General features: G+C 70.6%; 10 protein-coding genes. 2 read left to right on the top strand and 8 right to left on the bottom strand.

Annotated elements, in window-relative coordinates:
• Window positions 1-112 precede the first annotated feature (112 nt).
• The 4 genes from AC1DG4_RS03930 to AC1DG4_RS03915 form a co-directional block, all read right to left on the bottom strand.
• Window positions 113-877, bottom strand: coding sequence for an SURF1 family protein (locus tag AC1DG4_RS03930; RefSeq protein ID WP_477377334.1), 765 nt, complete (start codon window positions 875-877; stop codon window positions 113-115).
• 88 nt (window positions 878-965) lie between these two features.
• Window positions 966-2087: a GuaB3 family IMP dehydrogenase-related protein gene (locus AC1DG4_RS03925; protein ID WP_477376310.1), complete on the bottom strand. Its 1122-nt coding sequence runs from the start codon at window positions 2085-2087 to the stop codon at window positions 966-968.
• Window positions 2088-2319: 232 nt separating this feature from the next.
• Window positions 2320-4008: an ABC-F family ATP-binding cassette domain-containing protein gene (locus AC1DG4_RS03920; RefSeq protein WP_477376308.1), complete on the bottom strand. Its 1689-nt coding sequence runs from the start codon at window positions 4006-4008 to the stop codon at window positions 2320-2322.
• A gap of 73 nt (window positions 4009-4081) precedes the next feature.
• Complete coding sequence (locus tag AC1DG4_RS03915) at window positions 4082-4726, bottom strand: TetR/AcrR family transcriptional regulator (protein ID WP_477376306.1); 645 nt, start codon at window positions 4724-4726, stop codon at window positions 4082-4084.
• A 97-nt stretch (window positions 4727-4823) separates the two neighbouring features.
• On the opposite strand from AC1DG4_RS03915, the gene AC1DG4_RS03910 reads away from it, so the two are divergent.
• A complete protein-coding gene (locus tag AC1DG4_RS03910) occupies window positions 4824-6353 on the top strand; it encodes a DHA2 family efflux MFS transporter permease subunit (RefSeq protein ID WP_477376304.1) in 1530 nt (509 codons plus the stop codon).
• Between the two features lie 205 nt (window positions 6354-6558).
• On the opposite strand, the gene guaB is transcribed toward AC1DG4_RS03910, so the two are convergent.
• The 3 genes from guaB to groES all read right to left on the bottom strand — a co-directional run bounded on the left by guaB (window position 6559) and on the right by groES (window position 9705).
• Window positions 6559-8061, bottom strand: a complete 1503-nt coding sequence (guaB, locus tag AC1DG4_RS03905) for an IMP dehydrogenase (protein ID WP_477376302.1) — start codon at window positions 8059-8061, stop codon at window positions 6559-6561.
• A gap of 124 nt (window positions 8062-8185) precedes the next feature.
• Window positions 8186-9145 carry an EamA family transporter RarD gene (gene rarD / locus AC1DG4_RS03900; RefSeq protein ID WP_477376300.1) on the bottom strand — a complete coding sequence of 320 codons (960 nt, stop codon included), beginning with the start codon at window positions 9143-9145 and terminating at the stop codon, window positions 8186-8188.
• A gap of 263 nt (window positions 9146-9408) precedes the next feature.
• A complete protein-coding gene (groES, locus tag AC1DG4_RS03895) occupies window positions 9409-9705 on the bottom strand; it encodes a co-chaperone GroES (RefSeq protein WP_477421086.1) in 297 nt (98 codons plus the stop codon).
• Between the two features lie 284 nt (window positions 9706-9989).
• On the opposite strand from groES, the gene AC1DG4_RS03890 reads away from it, so the two are divergent.
• The gene (locus AC1DG4_RS03890; protein ID WP_477376296.1) at window positions 9990-11219 is read left to right on the top strand and encodes a class I SAM-dependent methyltransferase; all 1230 of its coding nucleotides are present in this window, start codon (window positions 9990-9992) and stop codon (window positions 11217-11219) included.
• Between the two features lie 6 nt (window positions 11220-11225).
• Here AC1DG4_RS03890 and AC1DG4_RS03885 read toward each other — a convergent pair whose 3' ends face one another.
• A complete protein-coding gene (locus AC1DG4_RS03885) occupies window positions 11226-12425 on the bottom strand; it encodes a hypothetical protein (RefSeq protein WP_477376294.1) in 1200 nt (399 codons plus the stop codon).
• Window position 12426 lies beyond the last annotated feature (1 nt).

Raw genomic sequence — 12426 nt, 5'->3', positions numbered from 1 at the left:
TCACCAACGGAGGACTGGGGTCGCGGCGAGGCGCCCGCGCGAACGCGCACCCGCACTGGTTCCGGCGCTCAGAAGTGCACCTCCGGGATGCGCAGAGGAGCGCATGCCGGGGTCAGTCCGCGGCGCTGTCCCGCTCTTCGAACTCCTCGACCTCGCGCTCCCAGGCGTCCTTCGCCAGGCGGTACCAGAGGTAGAACGCGAAGCCGGCGAAGATCGCCCACTCCACGGCGTAGAAGATGTTGAGCCAGTTAACAGAGGAGTGCTCCTCCGGCGCCGGCGAGGAGATCGTGTCGAGACCGCCGAGGGGGGTGCCGGAGGCCAGGTACGGCCGGTAGACGTTCAGTTCGGCCGTGTCGTGCCAGAAGCCGAGCAGCGCCGCGGGTGACATCCGGTCCATGCGCGCGGGCTGGTCCTGCGGAGGGGCGACGGGGCCCTCGTCCGAGATGAGGCGCCCGGTGACGGTGAGGACGGATCCGTCTGCCGTCTTCTCCAGCCGCTGCACCGCGGCCTCGGCGGCCTTCTCGTCGGGGGCCCATCCGATCGCGACGGCGAGCGAGGTGGGCTTCGCCGTGCCGGCGATCCGCAGCTGACCGGTGACCCAGTATCCCTCGGCACCGTTGTTGAAGCGCGACGAGACGATGAGGAAGTCACCGGGGATCCAGGATCCGCTGGTCTCGGCGCGCTGCCCGACCAGGGGTCCGTCGAGGTAGGCGCCGGGCTTCACGACCTGGTCGATCGGCAGCACCTTCTCGGTGGCCCCTGGCGCGGGCGGGTTCGTGTCGATCGCACGGCCCAGCTGCCATTGGCCGAGCCAGGCGAACACCCCGGCGACCACCAGGCACAGCAGCAGCATGCCGATCCAGCGACCTCGCAGCATCACCTCGCGCAGGGTCGGCGGGAACAGGGCGGCGGGGGCGGCAGGGCGCTCGGGAGACGACACGGGACCGTTCAAGGAAGGAGGGCGTTCAGGACTCGTACGGAGACAGCACGACCTCGACGCGCTGGAACTCCTTGAGGTCCGAGTAGCCCGTGGTCGCCATCGACTTGCGCAGCGCCCCGATGAGGTTGGCGGTGCCGTCGGCCACGGGGGCCGGGCCGTACAGGATCTCCTCGAGCGTCGCGACGCCGTCGACCACCACGCGCCGGCCGCGCGGCAGCTTCGGGTGGTGCGCCTCGGGGCCCCAGTGGAAACCGTGGCCTGGCGCATCCGTCGCTCGTGCGAGGGCGACGCCGAGCATGACCGCGTCGGCGCCGACGGCGAGCGCCTTCACGATGTCGCCCGAGGTGCCGACGCCGCCGTCGGCGATCACGTGCACGTAGCGGCCGCCCGACTCGTCGAGGTAGTCGCGACGCGCGGCCGCGACGTCGGAGACCGCGGTGGCCATCGGGGCGTGGATGCCCAGGGTGGCGCGTGTGGTGGATGCCGCTCCCCCGCCGAAGCCGACGAGCACGCCGGCTGCGCCCGTGCGCATGAGGTGCAGGGCTGCGGTGTAGGTGGCGGCGCCGCCGACGATCACAGGGACGTCGAGGTCGTAGATGAACTTCTTCAGGTTGAGCGGCTCGGCGACGCTCGACACGTGCTCGGCCGAGACGGTCGTGCCGCGGATGACGAACAGGTCGACACCCGCCTCGACGACGGTCTGGTACAGCTCCTGGGTGCGCTGCGGCGTGAGGGATCCGGCGACCGTGACACCGGCGTCGCGGATCTCGGCCAGGCGCGCCTTGATCAGCTCGGGCTTGATCGGCTCGGCGTAGAGCTCCTGCATGCGCGACGTGGCGGTGGCCTCGTCGAGGCCCGCGATCTCGGCGAGCAGCGGCTCCGGATCCTCGTAACGGGTCCACAGGCCCTCGAGGTCGAGCACGCCAAGGCCGCCGAGCTGACCCAGCATGATCGCCGTGCGGGGGCTGATCACCGAGTCCATCGGGGCGCCGAGCACGGGGATCTCGAACGGGAACGCATCGATCGTCCACGCGGTCGACACGTCCTCCGGGTTGCGGGTGCGCCGCGAGGGCACCACCGCGATGTCGTCGAACGTGTATGCGCGGCGCGCGCGCTTGCCTCGGCCGAGCTCGATCTCCTGGGTCACGGACCCAGCCTACCCGGGTTGCCTCTGCGGCTCAGCGGGGCGGGGCTCCCGCCGGTGCGGGTCCGGCTCGCGCCTGCGCCGGCGCGACGGATGCCCCGTTCGGTGCGACGGACGCACGATCGCGTGACGGATGCACGACCGGATCGGCAGATCCGTCGTGCATCCGTCGCAACGTCGCGCATCCGTCGCAGCGTTCGGGAGCGGGCCCGGCGCGCGAGCGCGCGCGGAGCGCTCAGCGGGCTCGGGCGACGCGGCGCTCGTCCCACACCGGGGCGTCGGACTCGTAGACCCCGCCGTCCTCGCCGAACACCAGGAAGCGGTCGAACGAGCGCGCGAACCATCGATCGTGCGTGACCGCGACGACCGTTCCCTCGAACCTCGCGATCGCATCCTCGAGCGCCTCGGCCGACTCGAGGTCGAGGTTGTCGGTCGGCTCGTCGAGCAGGAGCAGCGTCGCGCCGGACAGCTCGAGAAGCAGCACCTGGAACCGCGCCTGCTGCCCGCCGGAGAGCTGCGAGAACTCCTGCTGCGCCTGACGCACCAGCCCGTAGCGGTCCAGCGCCGAGCTGGCGGCTTCCCTGGGCATCCCCGCCCTGCGGTCGTCGCCGCGGTGCAGGATCTCCAGCAGCGTGCGTCCGGCGAACTCCGGATGCGCGTGGGTCTGCGCGAACAGTCCCGGCACGACGCGCGCGCCCAGCACCGCCGTGCCGGTGTGGGTGACCTCGTCGAGCCGCTCCCCTGCGCCGGTGAGATGCCCGAGAGTCGGATCGGGGTCGCTGCCGCCGCGGGCCAGCAGCCGCAGGAAGTGCGACTTGCCGGATCCGTTCGAGCCCAGGACCGCGACACGATCGCCGAACCAGAGCTCGGCGTCGAACGGCCGCATGAGGCCGGTCAGCTCGAGGTCGGTGCAGACGATCGCGCGCTTGCCCGTGCGTGCGCCCCGCAGCCGCATGTCGAAGTCCTGCGCGGGCGGGCGCTCCTCGGGCGGCCCCGCCTCCTCGAACTTCCGCAGCCTCGTCTGCGCCGCCTGGTAGCGCGAGGCGAAGCCGTCGTTCGCGGACGCCTTGACCTTGAGGTTCGCGACCAGGGTCTTCAGCTTCTCGTGCTGCTCGTCCCAGCGCCGGCGCAGCTCATCGAGCCGGTCCATCCGGTCGATCCGCGCCTGGTGGTAGGTGGCGAATCCCCCGCCGTGCACCCACGCGGTCGCCCCCGCGCCTCCCGGTTCGAGCGTGATGATGCGGTCGGCCGCCCTGGCGAGCAGCTCGCGGTCGTGCGACACCAGCAGCACCGTCTTCGGCGTCTCGCGCAGCCGTTCCTCGAGCCAGCGCTTGCCCGGCACGTCGAGGTAGTTGTCCGGCTCGTCGAGCAGCAGCACCTCATCGGGTCCGCGTAGCAGCGCCTCGAGCGCGAGCCGCTTCTGCTCGCCGCCCGAGAGCGTCGCGAGATCGCGGAACCGCGCCCGCTCGAACGGGACCCCGAGTGCGGCGACCGTGCACTGGTCCCAGACCGTCTCGTGCTCGTATCCGCCGGCGTCCGCGTATTCGGCGATCGCCGTCGCGTACCGCATCTGCGTCGGCTCGGTGTCGTCCTCGATGAGGGCGTTCTCGGCGGCCTCGAGCGCCTCGGCCGTCGCCCTGATGCGCGTGGGCGAGACCGCGATGAGCAGCTCGTGCACGGTCTGGCCTTCGCGGCCGTGGCCGACGAACTGATCCATCACCCCGAGGGATCCATCGATCGTCACGACACCGGCATCGGGCGGCTGCTCGCCGCGGATGATCCGCAGGATCGTGGACTTTCCGGCGCCGTTCGGCCCGATCAGGGCGCTCGTGGATCCGGCGCCGACGCGGAACGAGGCCTCGTCGAGGAGGGGGCGGCCGTCGGGCAGGGTGAGCGAGACGCCGGCGACGTCGATGTATCCCACGGTGGTGGTCCTTCCGCCCGCGCGCTTTTGCGCGATAGCGAGCCGACCAGGCTATCAGGAACGGTGCCCGCGTCTACAACCGGTGCTCGTTGCGCGGCAGCACCTCGAGCACGTGCGGCAGCTTGTTCGGGAAGCACGCCCGGAACAGCTCGGTGATCTGCGGATCGGATCCGTAGTCGTCGACGATCCGCAGGCCGATCATGGTGCTGATCAGCATGCCCTCGGCGAGGAAGGTGCGCGCCTCGTCGGCGTCGAGGCCCACGTCGTCGCGGAAGAAGCGCCAGACCCGCGCGAACCCCTGGCGCGCGGCGGCGCCGATGGCCGGGTTGCTGCCGAGGAGGTAGGCGTGCGCGAGCGTCTGATGGAGCCCCCGCACCTCGATGAGGTCGACGTAGGCCTCTCCGATGCGCTTGCCGACGGGTCGCTCGCCCTCCTCGTCGGGGGCCGCGAGCGCCTCGCGGAAGACCGACAGCAGGCGGTCGAGAGCGAACTCGATCGTCGCGAGGAAGAGGTTCTCCTTGGATCCGAACAGGCGCACCACGTACGGCTGACTGACGCCGGCGGCCTTGGCCACCTGGTCGGTCGTAGCACCCTCGTAGCCGCGCGAGCCGAAGATCGTGAGCGCGGCCAGGATGATCTGCGCACGTCGCTCCTGGGAGGAGAGCCGGCGACCGGTCTCCTCGCCGACGCCGGGATCCGTGCGGGGTGCGGAAGTCATGGCGAAAGGTTATCAGCGAATGACTTGACTTTGTAATCATTCGATTACTACATTGACGTCAGCGCTAGTAATCATCCAATTACAACTGGAGTTTCCCATGACCGTTCCCTCGCCCGCCCCGACCGACCGCCGGAGCCGGTCCGCCTTGACATCCCGGCCTGCGCGTCCGGTTGCGCTCGTGATTGCGGCGGCCTCTCTGCCGATGTTCATGGCAACCCTCGACAACCTCGTCATGACCAATGCCCTCCCCGTGCTGCACCGCGAGATGGGCGCCACGATCGAGCAGCTGCAGTGGTTCGTGAACGCCTACACGCTGGCGTTCGCCGGGGCGATCCTGGTCGCCTCCGCACTCGGTGACCGGTTCGGCCGCCGCACGGTGTTCGCGCTCGGCATCGCGCTCTTCGGCGCAGGTTCGCTGTTCGCCGCGCTCAGCTCGGATCCGGGCCAGCTCATCGCCGCCCGCGCCGTGCAGGGGCTGGGTGCGGCCGCCGTCATGCCGCTGTCCCTCGCCCTGCTCACCGGAGCGGTGCCTGCGGCACGGCGCCCGCTCGCGATCGGCATCTGGGGCGGGGTCTCCGGGCTCGGCGTCGCGGTCGGGCCGCTCATCGGCGGCGCGATCATGGAGGGCTGGAACTGGCAGGCGATCTTCTGGATCAACGTGCCCATCGCCGTGATCGCGATCCCGCTCGCCCTGATCGTGCTCCGCAACGACTTCGGCGCACGGGTGCGCATCGATGTGCCGGGCGCGGTGCTCGCCGCCGGTGGCGTGCTCGCGCTGGTGCATGCGATCGTCCGCGGCAACGACGACGGCTGGGACACGTTCGGCGTGATCGCCGAACTCGCGCTGGGCGGCGCACTCGCGGTCGCCTTCATCGTCTGGCAGCTGCGCTCTGCCGCGCCGCTGGTGCCGCTGCGGCTGTTCCGGGACCAGTCGTTCTCGATCACGAACGTCGTCGGCTTCGCGTTCAGTTTCGGCACGTTCGGATCCGTCTTCATCCTGATCCAGTTCCTGCAAGTGGTGCAGGGGGCGACCCCGCTCGAGGCCGCCGTGCAGACCACGCCCTGGACGCTGGCACCGATGTTCGTCGCGCCGCTCGCAGGCCTGATCGCCCCGCGCATCGGCACGCGAGTGTTGCTCGTCACGGGCCTGCTGCTGCAGGGCGCAGCCCTGGGCTGGCTGGCCGCGATACTCGCCACGGACGTGCCCTACGCCGACCTCGTCGCCCCCTTCATCCTCGCCGGCATCGGTATGGGCCTCGTGTTCGCCCCCTCCGCGACGGCGCTGCTCGCCACGCTCGGCCTCGTGGACCACGCCAAGGCCTCGGGCGTGAACTCCACGCTCCGCGAGCTGGGCGTCGCCCTCGGCACCGCCGTGATGACGGCGATCTTCGTCGGCGCCGGCGGACAGCTGCTGCCCGATCACTACGTCGACGCTGCCCGCCCCGCCGTGTTCACGGGAGCCGCGGTGCTGCTGGTCGCCACCGTCATCGCGCTCTGGCTGCCGGCCGGGAAGGGCGGGCACACGGACGGCGAGGCCGCCGTCGACGCTGCTGCACAGCCCGAGATCGACGCGGCGTCGGCCGCACCGGCGAGCGCCGCAGCCGCGGATCCCGTCGCGATCCGCTGACCGTGACGGTGACGTGACGGTGATGCGACGGATGCACGACCGGGATACGGATGCACGACCGATCAGCGCGGCGGATCCTGCGAACGTCTCCGGATCGTGCATCCGTCGCACCGCACGAGGGCGGGCCGGCTGAGGCGGTCGACCACACACGACGAAGGGCCGAGGATCGGCGGATCCCCGGCCCTTCGGCGTGTCGAAGGTCGGCTCAGCGCTTGTAGTTGGGCGCCTCGACCACGATCTGCACGTCGTGCGGGTGCGACTCCTTGAGCCCTGCCGCGGTGATGCGGACGAACTTGCCCCGGGTCTTGAGCTCCTCGATCGTGCGCGCACCGACGTAGAACATCGACTGGCGCAGGCCGCCGACGAGCTGGTAGGCGACGGCGGACAGCGGACCGCGGTAGGGCACCTGGCCCTCGATGCCCTCGGGGATGAGCTTGTCGTCGCTGGGCACGTCGGCCTGGAAGTAGCGGTCCTTCGAGTAGGAGGTCTGCTTGCCGCGGGTCTGCATCGCGCCGAGCGAGCCCATCCCGCGGTACAGCTTGAACTGCTTGCCGCCCTGGAAGACGATCTCGCCCGGGGACTCCTCGGTGCCGGCGAGGAGGGAGCCGAGCATCACGGCGTCGGCGCCGGCGACGAGCGCCTTGGCGATGTCGCCGGAGTACTGCAGGCCGCCGTCCGCGATGACCGGGATGCCGGCCGGACGCGCGGCGAGGGACGCCTCGTACACAGCCGTCACCTGCGGGACTCCGACACCGGCGACGATGCGCGTGGTGCAGATGGAGCCGGGACCGACGCCGACCTTGACCGCGTCCACGCCCGCGTCGACGAGCGCCTGCGCGCCCTCGCGGGTCGCGACGTTGCCGCCGATGATATCGATGTGCGCGAAGGACGGATCCGCCTTCAGCCGCTTGACGAGGTCGATCACGCCCTGGGACTGGCCGTTGGCGGTGTCGACGACGAGCACGTCCACGCCCTTGTCGCGCAGCGCTTCGGCGCGCTCCCAGGCGTCGCCGAAGAAACCGATCGCGGCGCCGACCCTGAGGCGGCCCTGGTCGTCCTTCGTGGCGAGCGGGTACTTCTCGCTCTTGTCGAAGTCCTTGATGGTGATGAGGCCGGCGAGCTTGCCGTCGTCATCGATGAGCGGGAGCTTCTCCACGCGGTGCTTCGCGAAGAGCGCGATGACCTGCTCAGCGGCGACGCCGACGTGCGCGGTCACGAGATCCTCGCTCGTCATCACATCGCGGGCGAGCGTGGTCTGCTTGGCGGATCCTGAGACGAAGCGCATGTCGCGGTTCGTCACGATGCCGACCAGGCGTCCATCGGGATCCACCACGGGAAGGCCGGAGATGCGGTACTTCGCGCACATCGCGTCGACCTCGGCGATCGTCGCGTCGGGGGTGGTGGTGATCGGATCCGTGATCATCCCGGACTCGCTGCGCTTGACGCGGTCGACCTGCGTGGCCTGATCGGCGATCGACAGGTTGCGGTGCAGGATGCCCAGGCCGCCCTCGCGCGCCATGGCGATCGCCATGCGCGCCTCGGTCACGGTGTCCATCGCACTGGAGAGCAGCGGCGTCGCGACGGAGATGCGGCGCGTCACGCGCGACGAGGTGTCCGCCTCGCTCGGGATCACATCCGTGTGCCCCGGCAGAAGCAGAACGTCATCGTAGGTCAATCCGACAAAACCGAACGGGTCGTGCTGCTCCATGGGTTGCGGGGCTCCTCTTCTCGCGCGCGTGTATCGATTCTAAGCGCCGCGGGAGCAGCGGTATTCCCAGGAACGGGCCTCGTGGGCCGGCTCTCGCCGAGCGGACGGCCGTGGAGCGGATCCGTCAGGGCACGGGGATCGTATCGGTGCCGGAGCCGGGCTCCGGGATCGCGCCGCGGTTCGCGCGCATCCGGCGGGTGGCGAACGCGAGGTCGATCAGGAACACGGCGATCGCGACCCAGACGATCCCGAAGCCGATCCAGCGCTCGAGCGGCATCGGCTCGTGCATCACGAACACGCCCACGAGGAACTGCATGATCGGAGTGATGAACTGGATCATGCCGATCACGGTCAGCCCGATCCGGCGGGTGCCGGCGGCGAACAGCAGCAGCGGCACGGCCGTCGCCACGCCGGCGAAGGCGAGCAGGCCCGCGTGCAGCGGGCCGTTCGCGCCCATCGTGATGCCGGTGGTGAGCCCGACGGCGATCAGCTGCACGACCGCGACCGGCAGCAGCCAGAACGACTCCAGGGTGAGGCCGCTCAGGGCGTCGACCGAGGGACCGATCTTCTTCTTCACGAGGCCGTAGATCCCGAAGGACGCCGTCAGCGACAGCGCGATCCAGGGGAACGTGCCATGGGCGAAGACGATCACCAGCACCGCGATCGTCGCGATCCCGATCGCGACCCACTGCAGCCGGCGCAGCTTCTCCTTCAGCACGAACACCCCGAGCAGCATCGTGCCGATCGGGTTGATGAAGTAGCCGAGGCTGGTCTCGACGATCTCGCCGTTCAGCGTCGCGAGGACGAAGACCTGCCAGTTGATGTAGATCAGCACGCCGGCGAGCGCGGTGAGAGCGAGCAGCCGCGGCTGCCGGATGATCGCGAAAAGCGGCTTCCAGCCGCGGGTGATCGCCAGCAGGATGAGGCAGAACACGAACGAGAGCGCGACCCGCCACGCCACCAGCTCCCACCCCTCGGTGGGCCGCAGCAGCAGGAAGTACAGCGGCAGCACACCCCACAGCAGGTACGCGCCGATCGCGGAGGCGACGCCCACGGTCTGGGAGCTGCGCGGGGTGGTGGTCACCGGTCAACCCTATTGCCGCCCAGCGACACGGCGCCCCGGGGCGTCCCCGTCGTCCCCGCTTCCGGGGCGACCCCGTTTCCACTTTCGAGTCGTCCCCCGTCTCCACTTTCGAGTCGTCCCCGTGAGGGGAGCCTTGGGCCTCCGCTCACGGGGACGACTCGGATGGAAAGGGACGACGAAGGCCCGGATGCGTTGCATCCGGGCCTTGTGTCAGGGGCAGACCCGCACGCGGCGGGGCGCTCCCTGGAGAACTCGAAGAGTGCTCAGCGCACCACGACGGCGAGCACGTCGCGCGCCGACAGCACGAGGAACTCCTCGGCGCCGAACTTCACCTCGGTGCCGCCGTACTTGCTGTAGAGCACGCGGTCGCCGACGTTGACGTCGAGCGGGACGCGGTTGCCGTTGTCGTCGATGSGGCCGGGGCCCACAGCCACGACCTCGCCCTCCTGGGGCTTCTCCTTGGCGGTGTCGGGGATGACCAGGCCACTCGCGGTGGTCTGCTCGGCCTCGACCTGTTTGATGACGATGCGGTCCTCGAGCGGCTTGATGGAAACCGACACGGTCTACCTCTTTCTTGACGGTTCAAGACTGATTAGCACCCTCAGCCCGAGAGTGCTAACAACAGTCTAGGCACATCGCTGGCACTCATGCAATGCGAGTGCCAGCCCGGTCGTCACCGATCGTACGTTCCGACGCCGAACGCACGGCCTATTGCCGGGGGCACGGGTTGTTGTCGCGGGTATCCCGTGTGCTCGGCAGGATCCCGTGTGCTCGGCAGGATCCCGTGCGCTCGGCACGGCGGCTCCGCGACGGAGGGTGCCACGACGTCGATAGCCTGGACCGCGTGGATATGAGCGAACTGCGGATCCTGCTGACGCCCGAGGCGCTGCGGATGCTCGACGCCCTCGGGCCCATCGCGTCCACGGATGCCGCCGCCCACGCGGTCATGCGGCTGCGCGCCGAGGGGCAATCGCCCGAGTTCGTCTCCGCCGTGGTCGGCCAGGCGCGGCTGCGCACCAGGGCGACGGCGAAGTTCGGCGAGTTCGCGGACCGGATGCTCTTCACCCGCGCCGGCCTGGAACAGGCCACGAGGCTCGGCGTCGCCGCGCGGCATGCCGGCCGGATGCGCGCCGCCGGGATCGCACACGTGTCGGACCTCGGCTGCGGGATCGGCGGCGATGCGCTCGCTTTCGCCGGCGCAGGCCTCAGGGTGACGGCGGTCGACGCCGACGAGGTGACCGCGGCACTGGCCGCCTACAACCTCGCCCCGTTCGGATCCGACGCCGAGGTGCGGCAGGGGTTCGCGGAGGACCACGCACCCTCGAATGCGGAGCCCACGCCCCCCGATTCCACCGACTCCGAACCCGGTCCTGCGGCCGTGTGGCTGGATCCGGCCCGCCGCACGGCGGGGCATTCCGAGACCCGTCGCGTCGCGGCCGACGACTACTCCCCCTCGCTGGACTGGGCGTTCGCGCTCGCGGAGCGGATCCCCACCGGCATCAAGCTCGGACCCGCACACGATCGCGATGCGATCCCCGCCGACGTCGAGGCGCAGTGGGTGAGCGCCGACGGCGACGTGGTCGAGCTGGTGCTGTGGTCGGGCGTTCTGGCGCGGGCGGGCGTGCGGCGCGCGGCCCTCGTGATCCGCGGCGACCGGGCGCATGAGCTGACCGCCCCCGCCGACACCGAGGACGCCGAGGTGCGCGAGCTCGGCGCATATGTGCACGAGCCCGACGGCGCCGTGATCCGCGCCAGACTGATCGGCGACCTGGCCCGCCGGCTCGACGCCGGCATGCTGGATCCGCACATCGCCTACCTGACCTCTGACGCCCCTGCCGACAGCCCCTTCGCGGCGTCGTTCCGCGTGCGCGAAGTGCTGCCGATGAACCCGAAGGCGATCTCGACGGCCCTGAAGAGGGCCGGGATCGGCCGTCTGGAGATCAAGAAGCGCGGCGTGGATGTGGATCCGGCGGCGTTCCGCAAGAAGCTGACGCTCCGCGGATCCGCGGAGGCGACTCTGCTCCTCGTGCGCGTCGGAGACCGGCGGCACGCGATCCTCGCGGACAGGGTCTGAGAGCAGTCAGGTGGCGGGCTTGAGCCCGAACGGCGGGGTCGGCTGCGGATCCGGGTTCGCGGTGACCACGAGGTACGACGAGAAACCGGTCCAGTACTCGATGCGGTAGAGGACGTGCGCATCGGTCGCCGGCAGATCCAGGGCGAGGGCGGGCGGAGCCTCGTCCGTGCCGAAGCGGGACGGCAACGGTGCGCCCGGCTGCTGCCCGCAGACCTTGTACGTCTCACCGTCCTCCACGATCAGACAGAGATCGCCCTGGTCCCGGTATCCGATCCAGACGGGGATCCCACTCACGCGCCCGGCGATCATCGTCGCCCTGAATCCGTTCTCGGATGTGATGCGCTTCCAGGCCTCGGTCTCTTCGGGGTTCAGCCCGGGGTCAATGTTCACCGACGAGGACCAGTGCTGGAGATACCCCATGGGCGTCCCCGTCCCGCTCAGGGAGATGGTGCCCTGATCGCCCGTCACCACGTCGTCCGCCCCGGGCTTGCTCTGGCTCGACACGTCGAGCGGCTGCTCGCGGATCGCCTCCGGCGGCCGGCAGTCCAGCTGCGGAGGGGAGCCCTTGACGTCGATGATCGCGCACAGCAGGTCGCCCCGGGACCGCGTCCCATACCAGAGCAGCGCGTGGTCCGAGCGCGCCAGCAGCGAGAGGGATCCGGGGTCGAAATCGGCGCGCTCGGCGACCTTGTCCCGCCGCTCCCCCTCGCCCGCCCTCAGCGCCAGTCCGACATCCGGCGGTCGCGGGATCGCGACGCCGATCACGACGCCGATCAGGAGCAGGGCGATCAAGCCGCCGAGGAGGTAGCGCGGCCGCTTCCAGCGACCGGTCGCGAGCCAGGCCGAGATGTCGGCACGGAGGCGGCCGATCCCCGCCCGCGGCGCCGCGGGCGGGGACCCTTCGAGAGCCTCAGGGACCGGAGCGGGGAGCGCCTCGGGGACACGGCCGGACCCCTCAGGGACCGGAGCGAGCACCGCGTCGGGAACAGCACCGGGCGACTCGGAGACCGGGGCGGCCGACGGCGGGACGCGGGTGGACGCGTCAGGGACCGAGGTCGTCGCGGGGATCGGATCGCGTCGCGCGGCGTCTTCACGGCGCAGCTCCGACAGGCGCGCGGCCTCAGCCTCGCTCAGGCCGGATCCGTCCTTTCCGAAGGCACGACGCTCCAGCTCGCGCCGCTCTTCCTCCAATACCGGATCCATCATG

The sequence above is a fragment of the Microbacterium sp. 05N427 genome, assembly GCF_056397105.1.
This window is presented reverse-complemented; position numbering and strand designations above follow the sequence as displayed.